This window comes from Mycobacterium sp. ABE4_509, assembly GCF_056160785.1.
Window position 1 is genome coordinate 1 of the sequence record NZ_JBSWXU010000082.1, and the last position, 22,748, is coordinate 22,748.

Sequence of the window (22,748 nt, forward strand, 5' to 3'; positions counted from 1 at the left end):
GCGCCGGGACCGGGCGGCCGCGGTGGGGGCGCGGCCGGTCACACCGCCGGGCGCGCAGTCCGTTCTCGAGGCCACCGACGGTCTCGGGGCGCACAGCGTGATCGACGCGGTCGGCACCGACGCCTCGCTGGACGACGCGCTGGCCTGCGTGCGCACCGGCGGCACGGTGTCGGTGGTCGGGGTGCACGACCTGACCCCCTATCCGCTGCCCGCGCTGGTGTGCCTGCTACGCAGCCTGACGCTGCGGTTGACCACCGCTCCGGTCCAGCAGACCTGGGCCGAGCTGATTCCGCTGCTCGCGGCCGGCCGCCTGGACGTCGAGGGCATCTTCACCGGCGCCATGCCGCTGGACGCCGCCGCCGACGCCTACGGCGCCGCGATGTCGCGCTCGGCCGGTCACCTCAAGATCCAGCTGACGCCCTGAGTCGACGCGCTCACCCGCGGTCCGGGCGCGGCTGCCCCACCTGGTCGCCGTACCAGGCGTGCAGCTGCGGCAGCAACGCGTTCTTCTTGTAGTGGTGCCCGGCCATGCGGGTCAGGATGTCGTCGAGCACGACCACGGCCTCGTCGATGTGCGGACCCTTGTTCAGCATCACGCACTCGGCCCGCTCGCCCATCGCGGCGTCGCTGATCTCGGCCCGCGACGGCAACCCGCTCTTGGACAGCTGCTCGAGGACCTGGGTGGCCCAGATCACCGGCAGGTGCGCCGACTCGCACAGCCACAGGATCTCCTCCTGCAGTTCGGCCAGCCGCTGGTAGCCCACCTCCACGGCGAGGTCGCCGCGGGCGATCATCACCCCGACCCGGCGGCGCCGCATCGCGGTCAGCAGCAACTGCGGAAGCCGCTCGAAGGCTCGGCGGGTCTCGATCTTGAGGACCACGCCGACATGGTCTGCGCCCAGCCGGGCGAGCTCGCCGTGCAGCCGCTCCACGTCGTGGGGCTGCTGGACGAAGGACAGCTGCACCAGATCGGCCACCTCGACGACGGTGCTCAGATCGGCGACGTCCTTGTCGGTGAGCGCGGGCACCGGCAGCGTGGTGTCGGGCAGGTTGATGCCCTTGGCCGCCCGCAGCTTCGAGCCGGAGGCGGCCGCGCGCTCGATCCGCACCTCGAGCAGATCGGGGTGCACCGCGATCACCTCGCCGCCGATCCGGCCGTCGTCGAAGAAGACCTTCTCACCGACGCGGGCGTGCGCGAAGACCTCTTCGAGCGTGCAACCGATGCTGGGCACGCCGTCGACGTCGGCCGGCACCGGAGAGCAGTCCTCGGTCAGGTGCAGCAGGTCCCCCGGCCGCAGCAGCAGACTCTGCTCGTGCTGCGGCAGCGCTCCCAGCTCGGCCGGGTCGTCGTGGCCGTAGACGCGCAACACGGTGCCGCTGGCGAGGTAGGCGGTCTTGTCGGTGCTGACCACGATGCCGGCGTCGTGGACGGCCACCGGCAGCAGGGTCCGCTTGGCTCCGCGGGTGTCGTACACGGCCAGGATGTCGGAGCCTCGTCTGCGCGCCAGCCACTCCCCCGGCACCGGCAGGACCGCCATGCCGGGCTCGGGCGGGGCGGCCGGGGCGGACTCCGAGGTCAGCCAGGCCAGCGCCGGGGCCACCACATGTCCGAGATCGTCGCGGCTGGGCCGCAGCTTGACCACCCGCGCGCCCGGCTGGATCGGGCCGGTGCGAAGTTTGGGGCCGGCGAGGTCCATCGCGATCAGAACGCTGCGCGACGTCTGCTCGGCCGCGGCGCGTACGTGCCGGGCCATCGCCCGCCACGCCGCCGGGTCGTCATGCGCGCAGTTGATCCGGGCGACGTCCATCCCGCGTTCGACCAGCCGGCGCACCAGATCCGGATCGTCGGCGGCTTCCGACGGCAACGTGACCATGATGCGGGTGGTGCGGCCCGCGGGTGCGGGACCGAGCAACTCGGTGGTGCGCCGGTCCAGCAGGGAGCGACTCTCCTCGTAGCCCACCACTCCCGGTGGGGGCGTGCACCAGCTGTCGGAGATCATCGCCAGCACCGCCGAGCGGACCAGCCGCAGTGTCGCCTCCACATGCGGTTCGCTGCGGCCCAGCGACGACAGACCGAACCCGGCCAGCCGGTGCTGCAGATCGCGCAGGTCGATGCCGCGCATGGCCCAGTAGTGCGCGAGGTTCAGCGCGCTCGGGCGGTAGTCCTCGTCGACGGCGTCGATCCACCCCGACCAGGCGGACCCGGCCTCCTCGAGGCGCCCGATCAGCCCGTCCAGCCCGTCGAGCAGGCGGGCGAGTGCGGCGCGGGTGTCGTCGCCGAGCAGCGGCGCGGCTTCCCGGTATGCAGTCATGGATGCGCTCCAGCGCTGATCACCACCATCGGTCGGGCACCCTAGTGGCCCCCGGTTACCGACGGGTGAACACGAGCCGATAACCGGTGGCACCCCGGCCGGGATGTGGGTCCATTGGTGACCAACGGCCCTACACCGTTGGGCGACAGAGCCATAACGTCTGAAGACACACGGGGAAAGGAGCCCACTGTGAATTCCGGCAAGGCATCGACCACGACCGCACCGGTGATCGTGGGAGTCGACGGATCAGAAGCGGGCCGCAACGCCGCGGTGTGGGCGGTCGACGAGGCTCTTTCCCGCGGACTGCCGCTGAAACTGGTGTCTGCGACCAAACCCAAGCACCTGGGCACCGAGGACTACTACGACGATCTGCACCGCGCGCAGGCCGCGCTCGACGACGCCCGCGCCGCGGTCGAGGCGACCGGCAAGGCCGTCGAGGTGCAGACAGCGGTGATCGACGGTCCGGCCACCGCTGCGCTGATCGAGCAGTCCGAGGCGGCCGAGATGATCTGCGTCGGCACCGTCGGCATCGGCCGCTACGCCCGGTCGATCCTCGGCTCGACCGCAACCGAACTCGCCGAGAAGGCGCACTGCCCGGTCGCGATCATCAGGCCCGACGAAAGTGGCTCCGGCCAGCAGATCGACTGGATCGTGGTGGCCGCCGACGACGGGCCGAACAGCACCGAGATCGTCGAGCGGGCGATGCAGGAGGCCGAGCTGCGCCACGCACCGGTACTCGCGCTCGGCGAGCTGGAGCCGGCGAGCTACCAGCAGCGCCACCCCGATGTGCACGTGTATCCGATCACCGATGAAGCCGACGTCGCCCACTTCCTCAAGAAGCACGACGAAAGGGTGCAGCTGGCGATCATCGGCAGCACCGAGACCGACGATCTCGCCCGGATCGTGGGGCCGCACGGCCATCCGGTGTTCCACCACGCGCACTCCTCGGCGCTGGTGGTGCGGCCCTGAGTCGCGTCGGTACGGCCTAACCGGCTGCCCGGCACAGCCGCACCATGGCCGTCACCGATTCGTCCACCGAGGACGAGGTGTCGACCGGATGCGCTTCGGGCCAGCTGTGGGCGGCGTCGGCGTCGAGCGCGGCGGCGATGCCCGGGGTGACCTCCGAAGTGGTTTCGGTACGCGTCGAGATCCTCTGCACCGCTTCTGAAATCGGAACCGTGCAGGCGAACTCGACGGTCGGCGAAGATTTTTCGGTAGCCAGTGCTCGGGCGCGGGCGCGCTGCTGCGGGTCGCGCCAGGTCCCGTCGACGATCACCGGGACGCCACCGCCGAGCAGTTCGCCAGCGCGCCGCAGCACCTCGTCGTACACGGCGGCCATGTTCTCCGGCGTGTAGAGCCCCGCGTTCAGATCGCCGGATCGTCCACTGATCGCTCCCGATTCGTGCAGTTCACGCCGCACGTCGTCGGTGGAGACGACCTCGGCATGGATCCGCTGGGCAAGCGCGCGCGCCAGGGTCGTCTTTCCGGTGCCGGGTCCGCCGCCGATGACGACCAGCGCCACGGCGGCCGATCTCAGATGCGCCAGCGCGATGTCCAGATGCCGGCGGGCATCGGAGCCGGCCTCCCGGTGTCCCTGGACCACCCGCACACAGTCGACCTTGGCGCGCACCACCGCGCGGTAGGCGACGCAGACGTCACGCAGTGAGCGCGGTGCCGGATCGCCGGCCTGGCGGATGTACTCGTCGAGAAACCACTCCCCCAGGTCGGCGCGGCCGAGATACTCCAGATCCATTGCCAGGAAGGCGGCGTCGTCCACCCCGTCGACGTAGCGCAGCCGGTCGTCGAACTCCAGGCAGTCCAGCAGGGCGGGGCCGTCGGGCAGGCAGAAGATGTCCTGGGCCAGCAGGTCGCCGTGGCCGTCCACGACCCGTCGCGCGGCGATCCGCGACGCGTACAGCGCACCGCGCCCCTGCAGGTATCCGAGGGCCAGCCTGGTGACGTCGCGCAGCACGGTGTCCGAGACGACGGTGCCGGTGTGGCGCGACAGTTCGGTCAGATTCTCCTGCCACCTGTCGGTGAGCGCCGCCGCGGTGGCTTCGGCGTCGATCACCGCACCACGAAGCGCGGTGGCGTGGAAGCGGGCCAACATCGCTGCGATGGCGCTCAACTCGGCGTCCACCGCAACACCCGACCGGACGCGAGCCGCCAGCCGGGCGCTGTCCGGATAGCGCCGCATCACGATGACGGGTTCGGCGGGCGCGCCCGGCAGCTCGAAGTGCCCGATCCCGAGGTAGCTGTCCGGCGCCAGCCGCCGGTTGAGGTCGACCTCGCGGGCGCACGCCTGCGCACGGTGCGCGACGGTGCTGAAATCGAGGAAGTCGGTGGTCACCGACTTCTTCGCCTTGTAGGCGCGTTCCCCGACCAGCACCACCATGCCGGTGTGGGTTTCGTGCACCTCGGGGCTGAGGTTGCCCGGTGTCGTCCACGGCTCGTTGCCCGCGATGTCGTCGTCAGCCGTGGCAGCCATGCCGGCCACCTTGCCCGCCGATGGGTCCCCGGCGGAAGGGTTGACCGCCCGTCGTGGCGAAGTTCACCTCTGACGTGCCACGATCACCGGTACCCGGGCCGCCTGCGCGACCGCTGAACTGACCGAGCCCAGCAGCAGCCCGGCGAAGCCGCCCCGGCCACGGCTGCCGACCACGAGCAGCTGGGCACCGTTCGACTCCTCGATCAGCCGGTGCGCGGGGTTGTCCTGACCGACGACGCGGCGGACCGTGACATCGGGGTAGCGCTCGGACCACCCGGCCAGGCGCTGGGCCAGCTCCTCCTCGGCCTGTGTCTCCCACTCGCCGGGCTCCACGGTGTGCGGGAAGTCTGCGCTGTTGATCCAGGTGTGTACCGCCACCAGCTCGACTCCGCGGCGTGACGCCTCATCGAAGGCGATCTCGGTGGCGAGCTCCGAGGCGGGTGAGCCGTCCACCCCGACCAGCACCGGGGCCGCGGGTCCGTGACCCCGGGCGCCTTCCTCGTGAACGACGGCCACCGGGCAGAGAGCGTGATGCAGCAGCGTCGAACTGGTGGATCCGAGCAGCAGGCCGCCGAGGTCGCTCAGCCCGCGGCGTCCGACCACCATCATGTCGGCGTGCTCGGACAGCTCGATCAGGGCCGGTTTGACCGGACCGGCGACAACGCGGGAATGCACCGGCAGTTCCCCGATCTCGGGCGCCGCGTCGACCACCGCACCCAGCGCGTCATCGACGATCTCCTGGGCCCGACGGTCCCGTTTGGCCAGGAACTCGTCGGGAAGCCCCACCGGGAAATCGAGCCACGGGTTGGCGTCGTCGTCGCTGCGCACGTGCACGATGGTCAACGGAACCCGGCGCAGGGCCGCGTCCCGGGCCGCCCACTCCGTGGCCGCCCGCGACGCGGGCGACCCGTCCACCGCTACGACGATGCCGTGTCCATCGGTCATGTCAACCTCGATTCGACGACCGGTCGTCAGATCGGTTCTTCTCCAAATCAGTACACGCTCGGCGGGCACACCGTGGAAGGGTCCTAAGTCCCCCGCACGGGGCCCGGTAGCAACACTATGCCCCCAACCCCGGGAAAAAGGGACCTATGTCTCTGGAAAGTCGGGACTCTCGCACGCTGTGCTCGGCGGAACAACGCAATACGGTTCATTCATGATGTCAGAACAGAAAGCCCATGATTACACCTACAGCATTCATTTCGTGCCGGAGCTGGCCGGCTATGTGGCCTACGTCGCCGAGTTCCCGGAGCTGAAGTCTCCGGCGGCGGACACCCCGCAGGCCGCCTTCGAGGGTTTGATCACCCTGGTGGTCAAGGAGCTCGACTATCTGCACGATGCGGGCCGGCCGCAGCCGCTGACCCCGACCCACTGAGGAGGCGTAACCCTCGACGACAGCACGGAATTCGACAGCGATCTCGACGACGAGGCGGTGGGGACAGTGGACGCGGATTTTCCGGATACCGGCACACTTGCGGCGGTCTTCGCACAGGCGCTGCGCGCGCCGTCGATCCACAATTCGCAGCCATGGCGTTGGCGCATCGGCGATTCCACCCTGAGTCTGTTCGCCGACCCTGACGTCACACTGCCCCACACCGACCCCGACGGCCGGGATCGGATCCTCAGCTGCGGCACAGCGCTGCACCACTGTGTCGTCGCGCTCGCGGCAACGGGGTGGCGGGCGCAGATCGACCGGTTCCCCGACCCCTCCGACCCCGACCACCTTGCCGCGCTGAAGTTGTTCCGCGCGCCCACCACCGACGCCGACATCGCGATGTCGGCGGCGATCGAGCAACGGCGCACCGACCGCCGCCGCTACAGCGACCGCGCGGTTCCCGCGACCATACTGAACACCCTCAGCGCCCGGCTCCAGCATTTCGGGATAGTCGTGCGCGAGGTCAACGCGCGAACCCGGCTGGCGCGCATCGTCTCTCAGTCGGTGCGTCAGCACGCCTCCGATGCCGAGTATCTGGCCGAGCTGCACATGTGGAGTGGCCGCCATGCCAGTGCGACCGGCGTCCCCGCACGCAACACGCTGCCGGCCGGCTCGCCGACGGCCAACAACGGGCGGGCCTTCGCCGGTGGCAGCCTGTCGGAACCACCGCAGGCCGCCGACGCGCGGGACAGCAGCGTGGTGCTCGCGCTGGGAACCGCCAACGACCGCTGGCCGGCCTGGCTGCGCGCCGGTGAGGCGACCAGCGCGATCCTGTTGCGCGCGACGATGTCCGGGCTGGCCTCGTGCCCGATGACCGAACCTCTGGAGATCGCCGAGACCCGCGAGGCGGTGATGCGCGAGATCTTCGGCGGCCGCGCCACCCCGCAGATGCTGCTGCGCGTCGGGTGGGTGCCGGCCGACGCCGAAGCGCTGCCGTGGACACCGCGGCGTCCGGTCGACGAGGTGGTGCGCCACCTGGACGGCTCGGCGCTGCGCTGAGCCGTCCACTCCGAGCTCATCGACTCACCGGTGCGGCCTGCGGCACCGCAAACACACGTCTCGCCGGTGTCGGCTGACACCGGCGAGACTGTTGCGCTCGGCTATCCGGCCGGGGTGATCACCCCGTAGTGCCCGTCGAGGCGCCGGTAGAGCACGCTCGCGCGGCCCTGAGCGGCGTCGACGTAGAACAGGAACGGCAGCCCCAGCAGCGACAGCCGCTCGGCGGCATCCTGTTCGCGCAGACACGGCGGCGCCACGTCGCTGACGGTGACCGGCCGTTCGAAGGCGCCGAGATCGGCGGCGAGCTCCGGGGCGACCAGAGCGACCCGGTACCCGGTGGGCTCGGCCCGGTAGACGACGCCGACGGCGCCGGTCGCCTTCTCGGTGAACAGATGGAAGTCGTAGTCGAGCAGATCGAGCTCGTCGACCGCGTCGTCGACGCTGCACGCCGCCATGGTGAACGACTTGCGCCGGATGATGCCGGCCTCGCTGACCGAGCGGTCGGGATGACCGGGCCGGTGCGCGGCGTCCTCTGCCGCCCAGGGGCGGCGAGGGGCGTGGGCGCCCTTCTTGGGCATCTCCCAGCGCTCGGCCAGGTGCTCGAGCCGGCGCCGCAACGCCGACTCCAGCCGGTCGATGGCCTCCCGCGCGGTGGTGGCGTGAACCTGAGCACGCACCAGGCGTCCGCTCACGTCGAGGTTGCCCTGTGCGACCACCGGGAATTCGACCGCCGGGTCGTGGTGGCGGGTCAGTTTCACCCGCGCGTACAGGACAGGCCGGTGGGTCAGCCGGCCGAGCTCACCGATCTTGGTTCGCGCGTAGTCCGCGGCGCCGGGGAACTCTCCGTGGGTGGTGACATCGACGTTGAAGTCGAACTGGACGTTCAGCCCGTCAGCAGTTGTGTTGCTCATACCTTCAGTACTACGTCGTGTAGCTCGTCCCGGCGAGGGGCGAAGGTCACTTCTCGTGCGCCGCAACACCCCGGGTGGCCTCCAGCGCGAGCGCGAGGTTGTGCCGGGCCGTCCCGGTCAGCCCTTCGCGAAGCTCCCATTCGTAGCCGCGGATCGCCAGCAGGTACGCCTCGGGGATCGTGTCGAAACACTGCTGCGCGGTGGCCAGGATCGCCTGCACCGAGATCGCGTGCGAGGTGAAGGTGAGGTCCATCCGGGGCTGCGGGCGGGTCACGGTGAACGACGTGACGCCGGTGTCCTTGGTCGCGTCGACGAACAGCACCCGCTGATACCGATGGATCAGGTCGGCGTCTTCGAGGGCGAGTTGATAGGTGCGCCTGCACTGGGCCGGCGGCGCCGTGCCGGGGCCCTCCTCGAGCGCGTCGATGTAGGCCCAGCCCAGGCCGTCGTCCTGACGTCCGGCGTTGCCGATGCCGAGCACCAGCGAGGCCGCCGAGTCGAAGAAACCCGCCGGCAGAACGCTGCTCTCAGCGGACGCGCGCATCGATGACCTGGCCGCGGGAGTCGACGAGCGACACCTCCAGCGGCATCTGCCCCAGCGCGTGGGTCGCGCAACTCAGACACGGGTCGTAGGCACGGATACCGACCTCGATGGCGTTCATCATGCCCTCGGTGACCACGGCCTGGCCGTCCAGATAGTCGCCGGCGACGCTGCGCACGGTCGCGTTGAGTACGTGGTTGTTCTGCGTGGTCGCGACGATCAGGTTGGCGAAGGTGACGTTGCCCTCGCGGTCGGCGCGGTAGTGGTGCAGCAGGCTGCCGCGGGGGGCTTCGACCACCCCGACGCCCTCACCCACCCAGGCCTGCCGGCCCGGCGTCACCAGCAGGTCCTCGCCGGTGATGTCGGGGTCGTTGAGCAGATCCCGGACGACTTCGGCGGCGTGGATGATCTCGATGGTGCGGGCCCAGTTGGTGTGCAGCGTCATGGTGTTGGCCCGTCCGCCGGTGTAGGCGTGGAAGCGCTCCAGCGCCTCGGCGGCCATCGGGGTCGACAGCGTCCGGGTGACGTTCATCCGGGCCAGCGGCCCCACCCGCACCGAACCCGCGTCGCGCCCGAGGTCGGTCAGGTACGGGAACTTCATGTAGCTCCACTTCTCCACGCCTTCGGAGAAGTGCTCCAGATAGTCCCGGTAGTCGAAGTCACGGACGATGTTCTTGTCGCCGTCGACCACCCGCAGCCGCCCGTCGTAGTAGTCGACGTCGCCGTTGTCGTCGACCAGGCACATGTTCAGGGACCCCACCTTGGCGAACTTGTCGACCTCGTCACGGTGCGCCTCGTGGAAGTCGTAGAACATCTGCAGGCCCAGCTGCGCGTCCTCGATCACCTGGTCGACCGACGGGATGCCCTCGTCGCCGCGCAGGAAGCGTTCGACGTCGGCGGCGGACAGGCTCTTGTTCACCCCGCCCGGCACCGAGGAGATCCCGTGCATCCGCTTGCCGAACACGGCCTCGATGACTTCCTGACCCCATTTGCGCAGCCGCACCACACGTTTGACGAGCTCGGGGTTGGCCTCGATCAGGCCGATGAAGTTGCGCTGTTCGGGTGCGGCGTCGATGCCGAACAGCATCTCCGGCACCACCAGGTAGAAGTACGCCGTGACGTGCGACTGCAGCATCTGCGCGTAGTGGCCCAGCCGGCGCATCTTCAACGCCGTCGAAGTCAGCGCGGTGCCCGATGCGGGGCCGACGCCGATCATGTCGTCGAGGGACTTGGCCCCGGCGAGGTGGTGGCTGACGAAACAGATGCCGCAGATGCGCTGCATCAGCACCGGGGCCTCCCAGTACGGGTGACCCTGGATGAAGCGTTCGTAGCCGCGGAATTCCACGACGTGCAGTTTGGCGTCGACGACGTTGTGGTCGTCGTCGAGCTCGACGACGACCTTGCCGTGTCCCTCGATCCGGGTGATCGGATCGATGACGATGGTGTTCGCCATGGTGGCCGCCTTCCGATCAGTTGAAGTCGATCAGTCGAAGTGGTTGAGCGATTTGGGCAGGTTCACCGGACGCCCGTTGACCAGGTCGTCGAGGACGGTGAGGATGGCGTCGGCGTCCGGCGGGCAGCCCGGGATGAAGTAGTCCATGTGCACCACCTCGTGGCAGGGGTGCACGTTGTTGGTCAGGATCGGGATGCGGCGGTCGAACGGCACCACCGGGGGCGCCCCCGGCGGTGCGGTCGGTGACTGCGGATAGGCCTCGGCCAGGCAGTCTTTCAGCCCGACCGGGTTGCGCAGTGAGGGCACCCCGCCCCAGATCGCACACGCGCCCACCGAGATCAGCACATCGCAGTTCTCCCGGAAGTGCTGGAGTGTCTCGATGTTCTCCTCGTTGGCGACCCCGCCCTCGATGAACCCGATGGCGCAACGCTCCGGGATGCGTTTGATGTCGGTGAACGACGACCGCAGGATGGTGATCTTGTCCAACAGGTCGATCATGCGTTCGTCGATGTCGAGCAGCGACAGGTTGCAGCCCCAGCAGCCGCACAGGCTGATCATCGAGACCTTGATCTTCTCGTCCCGCTTGGCGGCGATCTCGGGATCCAGTGGGGTGGCCGGAAGTTCGTGTGAGGCGACCTCGTTGCTCTCTGAGGTGGTCATCGGTCCTGCCTCCGTGCCGCATCCAGTGCCCGGTCCTTGGCCGATTCGACGTCGTAGCGACGCTCGCCGATCGGCTGGTCGTAGCCGACGCCCTTGTGCAGGATCGTCCCGACCGGGCAGATGTCGACGGCCTGCTGGATCTGTTCGGGCGGCATCTTGTCGGCCAGTTCGGCGTCGACCTCGATCCGGGCGTGGCTGCCGCGCCCGCTGATCGAGAAGATCTTCTTGCCGGTGTCCTGGTCGCGGATGAACTCCACGCAGCGCTGGCAGAAGATGCAGCGGTCGCGCTCCAGCCAGATCGATTCCGCGGCATGGTCGTTGACCCGTTTGGGGAACTGGTACGGGAACGGCGAGGACACCATGTCCACCTCGTAGCCGACTGCCTGCAGCGTGCACCGCCCGGCCTTCTCACAGCTGGGACAGTTGTGGTTGCCTTCCGAGAACAGCATCTCCACGAGTGCTTTTCGCGCGGAGGTGGTTTCGGTGTCGGTGACCTCGACGCGCATCCCGTCGGTCACCGCCACCGCACACGCCGCGGTGACCCGACCGTTGACCTTGACCGAGCAGACCCGGCAGGTGCCCAACGCGGGATGCTCGGCCAGATAGCACAGCGTCGGGATGTAGACCCCGGCCTCGGCGGCCACCTCGACGAGGTTGCGGCCCTCTTCGGTGGTGACCGGGGTGCCGTCGATCTCGATCTGGATGCTCACGGTGTCTCCTGGGGGGCGAGCTGGGCCACCGCCTCGGCGTAGCCGCTGAGTTCGGCCTCCGGGTCGAACGAGGGCAGCAGGTCGTCGTGGGTGACCCGGGGACGCACCGAGTAGATCTCGGGGAACTTCGTCATCGTCGTCAGAATCGGGTTGGGCGAGGTGGCGCCGAGTCCGCATCTGCTGGTGTGCGCGACGATCCCACCCCAGGTCGCCATGTCCTGCAGGTCGGTCGGTGCGCCGTGCCCGCTGGCGAACAGCCCGACCTTCTGCCGCAACACCACGTTGCCCGCCCGGCAGGGCACGCAGATCCCGCAGGACTCGTCGACGAAGAACTGCATGAAGTCGCCGACGACGTCGAGCAGGTCACGGTCGTGGTTGAACACCATGAACGAGCCGTTGCAGGACAGATCGTCGTAGGCGAGCGCGCGATCGGCGTCGGCGGCCACCGACAGCATCTCGCCGGAGGGGCCGGATATCTGCACCGCGCGCGGATCCTGCGCGCCGACCATGTCCAGCACCGCACGCAGGGTCACACCCCACTGGACCTCGTAGATCCCGGGGGCCGAGCAGTCACCGGACACGCTGAGCAGCCGGGTGCCGGTGGAGCCGGGCACTCCCATGGCGGCGAACCACGCCGCTCCCTGCTCCATGATGCGGGTGGCGGCGGCGAACGTCTCGACGTTGTTGACCACGGTGGGCATGCCGAGGAAGCCGTGTTCCACCGGGAACGGCGGCTTGAGCCGCGGTGTCCCGCGCTTGCCCTCACAGGATTCGATCAGCGCCGATTCGTCACCGCAGATGTAGGCACCGGCACCCATCTGGATGCGGATGTCGAATCCGCCGCCGAGCACGCCGGCCTCGCGCAGTTCGGCCAGCTGCCTGTCCAGGTACGCGGTCAGGTAGGCGTATTCGGCGCGCAGGTAGATGATGCCGTGAGCGGCGCCGACAGCGTGTGCGGCGATGGCCATGCCGGCGAAGACCTGTTTGGGTTCGTGGGTGAGCAGCACCCGGTCCTTGAAGGTGCCCGGCTCGCCCTCGTCGGCGTTGCAGATGATGTATTTGTCGGCGCCGGCCGCCGCGCGGCAGGTCTGCCATTTGGTGCCGGTCGGGAATCCGGCCCCGCCCCTGCCCCGCAGTCCGGACTCGGTCATGGCGGCGATGACCTCGTCGGAGGACATCGCGCGGCAGCGCTGCAGCAACGCGCCGTGGTCGGTGTCGCCGCCGAAGAACACCGGGCCGGCGGTGTGCACCGTGGTGCCGGTCATCGCCTCGGCATAGGCCACTTCGTCGCGGGGCAGCCCGGCCGGGTTGGCCAGCTGTTCGGGCGTCCTGCCACCCCGCAGCCCGGCGATGATCTCGGCGACCGACGTCGGGGTCAGGTCGGTGAACACCACACCGTCGACGAGCATCGCCGGCTCGTGGTCACTGAGGCCGATGCATGCGGTCTCGAACAGCCCGAAGTCGGCGGACCCGGGACCGCCGAACCGCACCCCGGTCTCGCGCTCCAGCGCCGCATACACCTGGTCGTAGCCGTGCATTTTCGCAATAACGGTGTTGCTCAAATAGATTCGGTAGCGGCCCGATGCGCTGGTGTGGAAGAAGTGGTAGAAGGTCGCGGTTTCGAACACGTCCTCGACCGATATCCCGAGGCGGTCGGCGATCGCGGCGGCCGCGTCCGCGGAGATGTAGCCGCTGCGTCTCTGCACGTCCCACAGGATGTCCAACAGGTCGGCGCGGTCACAGCCGTGATCGTCCAGCACGGCCGCGATGTCGGTAGTCAGCGTCAAAATCCCACCCACCCATGCGAGTCAGCACGGTCGTCTCGTGGTGGCGGGCGAATGCGCGGCCTCGGCGACGCGCGATTCGGGGCTTCCCGATGGACCCGAGAGCAACCTGTGGTGTGTCGCGAAATTACCACACACGGCACACGGTCGCCTTGGCGAGAAAGGATTTTCGCGCTCGGCTCGTCAGCACATGCGCCGGTCGGTCCGGCTCAGCCCAGCAACAGCACGTCGAGGGTGCGGGGTCCGTGCACACCCTCGACCCGGTCCAGTTCGATGTCGCTGGTCGCGCTCGGCCCGGAGACGAAGGTCAACGGCCGGAGCGGGTCCAGCGCGGCGAAGACCTGCGGCACGGTGTCGACGACCTGCTCGGCGCGCACCACGCAGATGTGGTGGTCGGGCACCAGGGTCAGCGCCCGCCTCCCCTGAGCCACCCCGCCGTCCAGGACGATGGTGCCGGTCGCGGCGACACCCGCCGCGCAGGCGGTCACGACCGCATCGGCCTCGTCGAGGCGGGCGATCGGCATCGGCGCCGCGGGGTCGTCGACCAGGACGTCCAACCCGTCGACCCACTCGGGCGGCAGGTCCGACGGCACCGCGATACGCGCACCCGGTGCCACCAGGGCGGTGATGGTCGCGGCCAGCCCGGAAGGCTCGATCCGGTGGACCCGGGCCCGGTATTCACCGACGGTCTCGGCGAACCGGGCGACATCGCCGGGCCCCTGCAGCGGACCGCGGTCGTAGTCTCTCGGCACCACCACCGGCGCTGCACCGGACTGTCCCAGCGCAACCCGGATACGGTGCAGAATCACGGCTTTCGCGTCAGTCATCGTCGCCTGCGTCACCGTGGGTGCGGGCCCACCACTGGCGGAACGTCTCGGTGGGGGGTTCGGGCAGGTCTCGGCTGGCGGTCCAGCGTGAGGCGGGCCAGGGCAACGCGGTGATGCGGTGATCGGCGTCGGCCAGCAGCCGTCCGGCCGACAGCGCCTTCTCGGCCGTCGCGAAACGGCGTGACGAGCCCATCGCCCAGGCCGCCGCCGTCATCGCGGCCTGCTGCCCACCGGGCAGGCCACCACGTTCGGAGTCGACCTGTTCGGCCCGAAGGTGCACCAGGATCGACGGGATGTCGATGCGCACCGGGCAGGCGTCGAAACAGGCGCCACACAGCGACGACGCGTACGGCAGCGACGCGTTGGGGTCGTCGCGCCCGGTGGTGCCGGTCAGCTGCGGACTCAGGATCGCCCCGATCGGCCCCGGGTAGACCGATCCGTAGGCGTGCCCGCCGGTGCGCTCGTAGACCGGGCACACGTTCAGGCAGGCGCTGCACCGGATGCACTTGAGCGCCTCGCGGCCCGTCTCGTCGGCCAGCACCCTGGTGCGGCCGTTGTCGAGCAGGATCAGGTGGAACTCCTGCGGGCCGTCACCGGGGTGCACGCCGGTCCACATCGAGGTGTACGGGTTCATCCGCTCGGCGGTCGACGAGCGCGGCAGCAGCTGCATGAACACTTCGAGGTCGGCGAAGGTGGGCAGCACCTTCTCGATGCCCATCACGGTGATCAGCGTGCGCGGCAGGGTCAGACACATCCGGCCGTTGCCCTCGGATTCGACGACCGCCAGCGTGCCGGTCTCGGCCACCCCGAAGTTCGCGCCGCTGACCGCGACCTCGGCCGACAGGAACTTGCGGCGCAGGTAGCGGCGTGCGGCCATGGCCAGCACCCGGGGTTCGTCGGTCAGGTCCCCGACGCCGGGCATCTCGCGGGCGAAGATCTCCCGGATCTCGGCGCGGTTGCGATGGATGGCCGGCACCAGGATGTGGCTGGGCTTGTCGTGGCCCAGTTGCACGATGAGCTCCGCGAGATCGGTTTCCACCGCGCCGATTCCGCGTTGTTCGAGGTATTCGTTGAGGCCGATCTCCTGGGTGGCCATCGACTTGACCTTGACGATCTCGTCGGCGCCGGCCGCGGCCACCAGGCCGGCGACGATCGCGTTGGCCTCGGTGGCGTCGCGGGCCCAGTGCACCACCCCGCCCCGGGCGGCGACGTTGGCCTCGAGTTGTTCGAGCAGTTCGGGCAGCCGGGCCAGCACGTCGCGCTTGATCGCGCTGCCGGCCTCGCGCAGCTGCTCCCAGTCGTCGCACTCCCCCACCGCGGTAAGGCGTTTGGTGCGGATCGTGTGGGTGGCGTGACCGACGTTGCGGCGCATCTGGGTGTCACCCAGCGCGCGCCGGGCGGCCTTGGGGAACGGTTCCGCACCGCGCAGGTTGCCGGTGCCGGGGATGCCGAGGTAGGTGGTCATGACCGCACCGGCGCGTGCTCGGTGGCGGCCAGGATCTCGGCGAGATGCACCGTGCGCACCCCGGACCGGATCCGGGACAGCCCGCCGCCGATGTGCATCAGGCACGACGAGTCGCCTGCGCTGCACACCTCGGCCCCGGTCTCGATGACGTGGGCCATCTTGTCGGCCAGCATCGCCGTCGAGGTATCGGCGTTCTTGATGGCGAAGGTTCCACCGAACCCGCAGCACGACTCCGCTTCGGGCAGTTCGACCAGGGTGAGCCCACGGACGTTGCGCAGCAGCTGCAGCGGTTTGTCCCCGACGCGCAGCATCCGCAACGAATGACAGGTCGGGTGGTAGGTGACCCGGTGCGGGTAGTAGGCGCCGACATCGTCGGCGCCCAGTACATCGACCAGGAACTCCGACAGTTCCCAGGTGCGGGCGGCGACGGCTTCGGCCCGGGAGGCCAGGCGTTCGTCACCGGCGCGGCGGGCCACCATCGCGTGCTGGTGGCGTACCGACCCGACGCACGAGCCCGACGGGGCGACCACCGCGTCGAACCCGGGGGCCTCGAACTGCTCGACGTGGCGGCGCACCAGGGCGACGGCCTCGCCCAGGTAACCGGTGTTGACGTGCATCTGCCCACAACAGGTCTGACCCGCAGGGAAGAGCACCCGATGCCCGAGGCGCTCGAGCAGTTCCACTGTTGCGATGGCGGCGCGCGGGAACAGGGCATCGGCCAGGCAGGTCGCAAACAGGGCGATGCGCATCGATCCTCCCCACCGGTCGGCCGGGCTGTGGCTATCCGGCGCGGTCGTCCTCGGCGGCCGCGCGCAGCAGGTCGTCGCGGGCCCGGGCGACCCGGGATCGGATCGTGCCGACCGGGCACCCGCACACCTCGGCGGCCTCGGCGTAGGACATGCCCAGCACCTGGGTCAGCACCAGGGCTTCGCGCCGGTCCGGGTCGAGCCCGTCGAGCAGGATCCTGATCTCGACCATGTTCTCGATGCGGCCACCGCCACCGATCACATCGTCGAGGTCGACGACATAGGCGGGCCGCGGGCGTGACGTGTTGTACCGGATCTGGTCGACAACCACCCGGCGCGCGATGGACAACAGCCAGGTCCTGGCCGTCGAACGGCCGCTGAACCGCGGCAGCGACTTGATCGCGCGCAGGTAGGTCTCCTGGGTGAGGTCGTCGGCGCTGCCCGGATCGGCCAGATAGGCCACGGTGCGCCAGACGTCACGGCGGGTGGCCTCGATGAACGCGGTGAGTGCGACCCGGTCTCCCCGACCAGCCGATTTGGCGAGGTGGGTAATTTGGTCTTCGTCGCCAGCGGTCGCCACCAGGAAAGAGTAAGCGATGCGCACCGGGAACTCCGCAGCGCATCCGGACGACCAACAGGCAGGCCACGAAGACGCAGGAGGTGGGCCCACGATGACAACCGGGATGTCGGCCGGAACGTCGACCGGCACCGGCGGGCCCGAGGGCGGCACCCGCGAGGTCGCCCGCGTACAGCTCGATGTGTCGGGGATGTCCTGTGCGGCGTGCGCTGCCCGGGTGTCCTCGGCGCTGAACAAGCTGCCGGAGGTGCGCGCCTCGGTGAACTTCGGCACCCGGGTGGCCACCGTCGAGGCGCCGGCAGGCGTGGACGAGTCCGCGTTGTGCGACGTCGTCCGCAACGCCGGCTACCAGGCCGAGGTGCGCCAGGTGGGCACGTCCGGGGCCGAGGATCCCGACGCCGACCACGCCCGCAGCCTGCTGCTGCGGCTCGCGGTGGCCGCGGTGTTGTTCGTGCCGGTCGCCGACCTGTCGGTGATGTTCGCCGTGGTGCCCAGCACCCGTTTCCCGGGCTGGCAGTGGGTGTTGACCGCGCTGGCCGCCCCGGTCGTGCTGTGGGCGGCGTGGCCGTTCCATCGCAAGGCCGTGCAGATGGCCCGCCACGGCGGCGCCAGCATGGACACCCTGATCTCGGTCGGCATCCTGGCCGCCTCGGCGTGGTCGGTGTACACGGTCTTCACCGCGCAGCCGTCCGACACCGCGGACGGCATCTGGCAGGCGCTGCTGGGCAGCGACGCCATCTACTTCGAGGTCGCCGCCGGTGTGACGGTCTTCGTGCTGGCCGGCCGCTATTTCGAAGCGCGCGCGAAATCCAAGGCCGGCAGCGCGCTGCGCGCACTGGCCGAACTGAGCGCCAAGGACGTCACCCTGCTGCTGGCCGACGGCACCGAGATGGTGATCCCGGCTGACGAACTCGCCGAGCAGCACCGTTTCGTGGTGCGCCCGGGCCAGACCATCGCCGCCGACGGCCTGGTCACCGAGGGCTCGGCGGCGGTCGACATGAGCGCCATGACCGGCGAGGCCAAACCGCAACGGGTCCGCCCGGGAGATCAGGTCATCGGCGGCACCATCGTGCTCGACGGCCGGCTCATCGTGGAAGCGGCCGCGGTCGGCGCCGACACCCAGTTCGCCGGCATGGTGCGCCTCGTCGAGGAGGCGCAGGCCCAGAAGGCCGATGCGCAGCGCCTCGCCGACCGGGTCTCGGCGGTGTTCGTGCCGTGTGTGTTCGTGATCGCGGCACTGACCGCCATCGGCTGGCTGTTCGCCGGCGGGGGCCCGGATCACGCGGTGTCGGCGGCGCTGGCCGTGCTGGTCATCGCCTGCCCGTGCGCACTCGGACTGGCCACCCCGACGGCGATGATGGTGGCCTCGGGGCGCGGCGCGCAGCTCGGCATCTTCCTCAAGGGACACCGCTCGCTGGAGGCGACCCGCGTGGTGGACACCGTGGTGTTCGACAAGACCGGCACGCTGACCACCGGCCGGTTGACCGTCAGCGCCGTCGTGGCCGAGCAGGGCTTCGACGCCGACGAGGTGCTGCGGCTGGCGGCCGCCGCCGAGGGCCCCTCCGAGCATGCCGTGGCCCTGGCGATCAGCTCGTCGGCCAGCCACGACGACACCGTCGAGGACTTCGGCTCGGTGGCGGGCCGCGGTGTCACAGCGGTCGTCGCGGGGCGGCAGGTGCGGGTGGGTAAGCCGTCCTGGATCGCGGCCTCGGGACTGTCACCCACGCTGACCGCGGCACGGCGCACCGCCGAATCACGCGGCGAGACAGTGGTCTTCGTCGAGGTCGACGGGCGACCGTGCGGTGCGATCGCGGTGTCCGACACCGTCAAGGAGTCCGCGGCCGACGCGGTGGCCGCGCTGCACGCCAAGGGGCTGCGGACCGTGCTGCTGACCGGGGACAACCCGGCCTCGGCGGCCGCCGTCGCCGCGCAGGTCGGGATCGAAGAGGTGATCGCCGACGTCCTGCCCGACGGCAAGGTCGACGTGATCGAGCAGCTGCGCGATCGGGGCCGCGGCGTCGCCATGGTCGGTGACGGCATCAACGACGGGCCCGCGCTCGCGTGCGCAGATCTGGGGATGGCGATCGGCCGCGGCACCGATGTCGCGATCAGCGCCGCCGACGTCATCCTGGTGCGTGACGACCTGACCACGGTCCCGGTCGCGCTCGGCCTGGCCGCCGCGACCATGCGGACCATCAAGGTGAACCTGTTCTGGGCGTTCGGCTACAACGTCGCGGCGATCCCGATCGCCGCCGCGGGCCTGCTGAACCCGTTGATCGCCGGCGCGGCCATGGCGTTCTCGTCGTTCTTCGTCGTGTCGAACAGCCTTCGGCTGCGCAACTTCGGCGATGTCAGCGATGTCAGCGTCCCCTCCCACCGGGACCGTTGAGACTGCGGTAGCGGCGGGCTCGTCTCGCAGTTCCGCGCCCGCAGCGCAGTCCCGAGGCGGCGCGGGAACCAAACACCGTCGGCACCCGACTATGTCTGCGACACCGCCGACGGGGCGGTTCGAGCTTGAGGGGACCGACTGTGACGATCACGCCGAACTCCACCCGCCGCGGCGAGGCCGCCGTTCTGCGGCGCGTCTGGCGGATGCACTTCTGGGTGGCGCTGTTCGCCGCGCCGGCGCTGGTGGTTCTGGCGCTGTCGGGGCTGGTCGTGCTGTACAACCAGCCGCTCGACGTGGTGCTCAACCGCAACCTGCTGGTGGTCGACCAGCAGCCGACCACGGTGGCGCTCGATGAACAGGTCGACACCGCCGTGGCGCAGGTGGGCCCCGACTACGCCCTCGACGCGGTGATCCCGCCGGCCGAACCGGGCCGCTCGACCCGGGTGGACTTCATCCCGCCCGACGCCCCCGAGTGGCCGGCCGGCGAGTCCAGCGTCACCCAGGTGTTCGTCGACCCCTACACCGGCGCATACCTCGGCCAGCGCAGCCAGCTCGCCAGCCCGGACGGTTTCGGCGCCCAGATCCACCGGCTGTTCGGCAACGACGGCCCGCAACTGCACCTGCCGTCGCTGGGGCACCTGATCGCGCCGTCGTCCTACCCGGAGGCAACCATCCCGGTGGGGATCGGCAACCTGTGGATGGAGATCACCGCGGTCTGGATCCTGGTGCTGCTGGCCAGCGGCATCTACCTGTGGTGGCCGCGGGCCATCGAGGCCACCAAACCGCTGCTGAAAGTGCGCTGGGGCAAGGGCGGCCGGATCCGCTGGCGGGATCTGCACGCCCTGACCGGGGTGGTGCTGGCGGTCGTGCTGATCGGCTACATCCTGTCCGGACTGACCTGGTCGCGGTACTGGGGCGAGAACTGGCGGGCGTTCTCGGCCGAGGTGGCGCCATCCACCGAGGTCGAGGCCGCCTCCACCCCCGCACAGCTCGGCGACTACGACCGGCTGGGCCGGCGCATCGCCTGGGCGGCCACCGACGAGGCCATCCCGGCCTCCCAACCCGACGGCCCGATGGCCGCACCGCTGGGCTACGCCGACATCGACCAGATCGCCAGAGACGAGAACATGGTCCCCGGCTTCGCGATCATCCCGCCCTACGACTCCGTCGCCGAGGACGGAACGCCGGTGTACGGCAGCTACGCGGTGGTCAACGCGTGGCCGCAGAAGCTCTCCGAGCAGCGCACGCTGTACCTCGACCAGTTCACCGGCCACACCATCACCAACGCCACCGCCGCTCAGGACGGCGCGCTGGCGAAGGCCACCAGCTTCGGCATCGCGATGCACATGGGCACCCAGTTCGGGGTGCTCACCCGCATCATCGCGACCATGGCCTGCCTGGGCATCCTCGTCAGTGTCGGCACCGGGCTGCTGATGTGGTGGAAGCGCCGCCCGGCCGGCACGACCGGGGTCCCCACCCCGGCCGGCCCGGCCACCCGTGCCGCCACCCCGAAGAAGGCGATCGTCACCGTGGCCGCGGCCGCCGTCGTCCTCGGGGTGCTCTACCCGGCGTTCGGGGTGTCGCTGCTGCTCGTGCTGGCCGTCGAGCGACTGCTGGCTGCGCGGCGCGGGTCCCGGGCCGAAACACCGGACGACGACACCGATGCGCAGGACGACACCGAAAGCCCGCTCACACCAGAGCCGTTGACGCTGCGGTAGCGGCGGGGCTCACCGGAGAGCGAGAATCAGTTGCCCCGCCACATGTCCGGCTGCGACCGGTGCACCGGCGTGGCGAGCAGGCTCAACCACGCGACCGCGAGGACGAAGGTGGCCAGATCCGCGGCCACCAGCCAACCCAGCGCCGATTCGGCGGGGCCGGTACGCACCCACCAGAACGCCCCGATGCCGACCACCGTGCCCAGCGCGCAGCTGTAGGCCGCGGCGCAACTCCACCGGAAGCGCCGCACCGCAAGCGCCACCATCGACGACGCCGCGGCCAGCGCCAGGATCACGAACGCCACGGTCGGCACCCCGAGCGACACATCCGGCGAGCGGTGTACCAGCAGGTCGATCCACCACACGAGCACCGAGACCGCCAGCACGGGGCCGAGCACGCTGATGGCGGCGCTGCGCACCCTGCCGAGGGACATCTCGTGCAGGACGCGGCGCTCGATGTCACGCAGCATCCGCTCGACTGCGCCCAGACTGGTCGGCACCACCGTCTCCCTTCGCGCCCTGTCCAGATAGGCCCTGTGAAGTTGGTCGTCGGTAACTCGGCGATCGTTCCCGGCTTGGGCCAGGTGGCCTATTCACGCTGCCGGGCCAGCTCGCGCAGCATCGCGTTGTAGGCCTCGAGCTCATCGTCGGCGTAGGCCGAGTCGGCATGCCGGTCCGAGCGGATCGCCGTCCGGCGGTCCTGGCGCGCCCACTGCACCACCAGGGCCACCACCACGATGATGACAGGTAGTTCGCTCGAACCCCAGGCGATGGCGCCGGCGACGTTCTGGTCGTCGGCGAGGCTGCCCAGCCACGGCAGGTCCAGCGACCGGTAGAACTGCCCGCCGATGATCGCGGTCATCGTCATGGTGGCGATGCCGAAGAACGCATGAAAAGGCATGACCGCGAACAGAAGTCCGAGCCGCCCGAGGAACGGCAGCTTCCGCGGCCCGGGGTCGATGCCGATGATCCCCCAGAAGAACAGATAGCCGACGAGCAGGAAATGCACGCTCATGAACTCGTGGCCCCAGTGGTAGCGCACGAACGCATCGAACAGCGGCGTGAAGTACACCGCGTACAGCGAACCCACGAACAGCGCGAACGCGGTGATCGGGTGGGCCAGGAACGACGTGAACTTCGAATGCACCAGCCACAACAGCCATTCCCGCGGCCCGGGCGGCTGGTCGGGCCGGTGGGCCGGCAGTGCGCGCAGCGCGAGGGTGACCGGACCGCCGAGCACCAGCAGCACCGGGACGAACATGTTCAGCGTCATGTGCTCGGCCATGTGCACGCTGAACATCGCCGACCCGTAGGCCTTGACGCCCGAGCTGCTGGTCACCAGCAGCACCAGACATCCGGCCAGCCAGGCGATCAGCCGGCCCGCCGGCCAGCTGTCCCCGCGGCGCCGCAACCGCACGTAGCCCAGCGTGTACAGCGCAGCCAGCACCAGCGCGGCCCCGCCCAGGAACGTGTCGAACCGCCACACGGTCAACAGCGTCACCGCGTCCGGTGGGGCGGGTAGCTCGTAGCCGAGGAAGACGTCCCAGGTGGTGAACTCGTGGCGCAGGAACCGGGCCGCCGGTTGGGTCGCCATCACCGCGATCACCGCGGGCACGGCCAGCGCGGCCGCCGTGCCGGCCATGGTGCCGGCACGCGACTGCACCGCCGCGCGGCCCCGCTGCGAGGTCACCGCGACCACATCGGCCACCCACAGCAGCGCCAGCAGTCCCGCAGCC

The 22,748-nt window shown here is 70.0% G+C and carries 21 protein-coding genes; 6 read left to right on the plus strand and 15 right to left on the minus strand.

The annotated features are described in order from the left end of the window. Positions 1-424, plus strand: a 424-nt coding sequence (locus tag ACXAID_RS17370; RefSeq protein WP_475023449.1) for a zinc-binding dehydrogenase, incomplete at its 5' end; no start/stop codon positions are given. A 10-nt stretch (positions 425-434) separates the two neighbouring features. On the opposite strand, the gene ACXAID_RS17375 is transcribed toward ACXAID_RS17370, so the two are convergent. Further along, complete coding sequence (locus ACXAID_RS17375; RefSeq protein ID WP_475023450.1) at positions 435-2,312, minus strand: pyruvate kinase; 1,878 nt, start codon at positions 2,310-2,312, stop codon at positions 435-437. A 189-nt stretch (positions 2,313-2,501) separates the two neighbouring features. Here ACXAID_RS17375 and ACXAID_RS17380 point away from each other — a divergent pair, with 189 nt between their 5' ends. Next, the gene (locus ACXAID_RS17380; RefSeq protein ID WP_475023451.1) at positions 2,502-3,281 is read left to right on the plus strand and encodes a universal stress protein; all 780 of its coding nucleotides are present in this window, start codon (positions 2,502-2,504) and stop codon (positions 3,279-3,281) included. A gap of 16 nt (positions 3,282-3,297) precedes the next feature. Here ACXAID_RS17380 and ACXAID_RS17385 read toward each other — a convergent pair whose 3' ends face one another. Together ACXAID_RS17385 and ACXAID_RS17390 are read right to left on the minus strand one after the other, a co-directional pair. Beyond that, on the minus strand, positions 3,298-4,800 hold the full coding sequence (locus ACXAID_RS17385; RefSeq protein ID WP_475023452.1) for a bifunctional aminoglycoside phosphotransferase/ATP-binding protein: 1,503 nt from the start codon (positions 4,798-4,800) through the stop codon (positions 3,298-3,300). A gap of 63 nt (positions 4,801-4,863) precedes the next feature. Next, on the minus strand, positions 4,864-5,745 hold the full coding sequence (locus ACXAID_RS17390; protein WP_475023453.1) for a universal stress protein: 882 nt from the start codon (positions 5,743-5,745) through the stop codon (positions 4,864-4,866). Positions 5,746-5,956: 211 nt separating this feature from the next. On the opposite strand from ACXAID_RS17390, the gene ACXAID_RS17395 reads away from it, so the two are divergent. Both ACXAID_RS17395 and ACXAID_RS17400 read left to right on the plus strand, forming a co-directional pair. Continuing rightward, entirely contained in the window at positions 5,957-6,175 is a 219-nt protein-coding gene (locus ACXAID_RS17395) for a hypothetical protein (RefSeq protein ID WP_475023454.1), read from the plus strand. A gap of 66 nt (positions 6,176-6,241) precedes the next feature. After that, positions 6,242-7,234: an Acg family FMN-binding oxidoreductase gene (locus ACXAID_RS17400; protein WP_475023455.1), complete on the plus strand. Its 993-nt coding sequence runs from the start codon at positions 6,242-6,244 to the stop codon at positions 7,232-7,234. A 101-nt stretch (positions 7,235-7,335) separates the two neighbouring features. Here ACXAID_RS17400 and ACXAID_RS17405 read toward each other — a convergent pair whose 3' ends face one another. The 10 genes from ACXAID_RS17405 to sigC form a co-directional block, all read right to left on the minus strand. Beyond that, a complete protein-coding gene (locus tag ACXAID_RS17405; protein WP_475023456.1) occupies positions 7,336-8,145 on the minus strand; it encodes a ribosome hibernation promotion factor in 810 nt (269 codons plus the stop codon). A 46-nt stretch (positions 8,146-8,191) separates the two neighbouring features. Then, the gene (locus ACXAID_RS17410) at positions 8,192-8,689 is read right to left on the minus strand and encodes a hydrogenase maturation protease (RefSeq protein WP_475023457.1); all 498 of its coding nucleotides are present in this window, start codon (positions 8,687-8,689) and stop codon (positions 8,192-8,194) included. Beyond that, complete coding sequence (locus ACXAID_RS17415; protein ID WP_475023458.1) at positions 8,673-10,139, minus strand: Ni/Fe hydrogenase subunit alpha; 1,467 nt, start codon at positions 10,137-10,139, stop codon at positions 8,673-8,675. The genes ACXAID_RS17410 and ACXAID_RS17415 overlap by 17 nt, the downstream gene beginning before the upstream one ends. A 30-nt stretch (positions 10,140-10,169) precedes the next feature. Then, a complete protein-coding gene (locus tag ACXAID_RS17420; RefSeq protein ID WP_475023459.1) occupies positions 10,170-10,799 on the minus strand; it encodes an NADH-quinone oxidoreductase subunit B family protein in 630 nt (209 codons plus the stop codon). Beyond that, entirely contained in the window at positions 10,796-11,509 is a 714-nt protein-coding gene (locus tag ACXAID_RS17425) for a 2Fe-2S iron-sulfur cluster-binding protein (RefSeq protein WP_475023460.1), read from the minus strand. Before ACXAID_RS17425 ends, ACXAID_RS17420 begins: the two co-directional genes overlap by 4 nt. Then, entirely contained in the window at positions 11,506-13,296 is a 1,791-nt protein-coding gene (locus tag ACXAID_RS17430) for an NAD(P)H-dependent oxidoreductase subunit E (protein ID WP_475023461.1), read from the minus strand. Before ACXAID_RS17430 ends, ACXAID_RS17425 begins: the two co-directional genes overlap by 4 nt. Positions 13,297-13,502: 206 nt before the next feature. Next, positions 13,503-14,120: a LutC/YkgG family protein gene (locus tag ACXAID_RS17435; RefSeq protein ID WP_475023462.1), complete on the minus strand. Its 618-nt coding sequence runs from the start codon at positions 14,118-14,120 to the stop codon at positions 13,503-13,505. After that, on the minus strand, positions 14,113-15,585 hold the full coding sequence (locus ACXAID_RS17440) for a LutB/LldF family L-lactate oxidation iron-sulfur protein (protein WP_475023463.1): 1,473 nt from the start codon (positions 15,583-15,585) through the stop codon (positions 14,113-14,115). Before ACXAID_RS17440 ends, ACXAID_RS17435 begins: the two co-directional genes overlap by 8 nt. Further along, the gene (locus ACXAID_RS17445) at positions 15,582-16,334 is read right to left on the minus strand and encodes a (Fe-S)-binding protein (protein WP_475023464.1); all 753 of its coding nucleotides are present in this window, start codon (positions 16,332-16,334) and stop codon (positions 15,582-15,584) included. Before ACXAID_RS17445 ends, ACXAID_RS17440 begins: the two co-directional genes overlap by 4 nt. 31 nt (positions 16,335-16,365) lie before the next feature. Continuing rightward, a complete protein-coding gene (gene sigC, locus ACXAID_RS17450) occupies positions 16,366-16,911 on the minus strand; it encodes an RNA polymerase sigma factor SigC (protein WP_475023465.1) in 546 nt (181 codons plus the stop codon). Positions 16,912-17,014: 103 nt separating this feature from the next. Here sigC and ACXAID_RS17455 point away from each other — a divergent pair, with 103 nt between their 5' ends. After that, the gene (locus ACXAID_RS17455) at positions 17,015-19,297 is read left to right on the plus strand and encodes a heavy metal translocating P-type ATPase (protein ID WP_475023470.1); all 2,283 of its coding nucleotides are present in this window, start codon (positions 17,015-17,017) and stop codon (positions 19,295-19,297) included. Positions 19,298-19,437: 140 nt separating this feature from the next. Beyond that, entirely contained in the window at positions 19,438-21,015 is a 1,578-nt protein-coding gene (locus tag ACXAID_RS17460; RefSeq protein ID WP_475023466.1) for a PepSY-associated TM helix domain-containing protein, read from the plus strand. A gap of 26 nt (positions 21,016-21,041) precedes the next feature. Here the strand turns inward: ACXAID_RS17460 and ACXAID_RS17465 are convergent, their stop codons facing one another. Continuing rightward, positions 21,042-21,512 carry a hypothetical protein gene (locus ACXAID_RS17465; RefSeq protein WP_475023467.1) on the minus strand — a complete coding sequence of 157 codons (471 nt, stop codon included), beginning with the start codon at positions 21,510-21,512 and terminating at the stop codon, positions 21,042-21,044. Positions 21,513-21,601: 89 nt separating this feature from the next. Then, positions 21,602-22,748 (minus strand): cytochrome c oxidase assembly protein (locus ACXAID_RS17470; protein ID WP_475023468.1); only part of this gene is annotated, 1,147 nt, incomplete at its 5' end.

Coding starts and splice junctions, on each gene's coding strand:
- ACXAID_RS17385 (WP_475023452.1), bottom strand. CDS start 4,800: ATGGCTGCCACGGCTGACGACGACATCGCGGGCAACGAGCCGTGGACG.
- ACXAID_RS17435 (WP_475023462.1), bottom strand. CDS start 14,120: ATGACTGACGCGAAAGCCGTGATTCTGCACCGTATCCGGGTTGCGCTG.
- ACXAID_RS17420 (WP_475023459.1), bottom strand. CDS start 10,799: ATGACCACCTCAGAGAGCAACGAGGTCGCCTCACACGAACTTCCGGCC.
- ACXAID_RS17375 (WP_475023450.1), bottom strand. CDS start 2,312: ATGACTGCATACCGGGAAGCCGCGCCGCTGCTCGGCGACGACACCCGC.
- ACXAID_RS17445 (WP_475023464.1), bottom strand. CDS start 16,334: ATGCGCATCGCCCTGTTTGCGACCTGCCTGGCCGATGCCCTGTTCCCG.
- ACXAID_RS17390 (WP_475023453.1), bottom strand. CDS start 5,745: ATGACCGATGGACACGGCATCGTCGTAGCGGTGGACGGGTCGCCCGCG.
- ACXAID_RS17455 (WP_475023470.1), top strand. CDS start 17,015: ATGTCGGCCGGAACGTCGACCGGCACCGGCGGGCCCGAGGGCGGCACC.
- ACXAID_RS17415 (WP_475023458.1), bottom strand. CDS start 10,139: ATGGCGAACACCATCGTCATCGATCCGATCACCCGGATCGAGGGACAC.
- ACXAID_RS17410 (WP_475023457.1), bottom strand. CDS start 8,689: ATGCGCGCGTCCGCTGAGAGCAGCGTTCTGCCGGCGGGTTTCTTCGAC.
- ACXAID_RS17395 (WP_475023454.1), top strand. CDS start 5,957: ATGATGTCAGAACAGAAAGCCCATGATTACACCTACAGCATTCATTTC.
- ACXAID_RS17405 (WP_475023456.1), bottom strand. CDS start 8,145: ATGAGCAACACAACTGCTGACGGGCTGAACGTCCAGTTCGACTTCAAC.
- ACXAID_RS17440 (WP_475023463.1), bottom strand. CDS start 15,585: ATGACCACCTACCTCGGCATCCCCGGCACCGGCAACCTGCGCGGTGCG.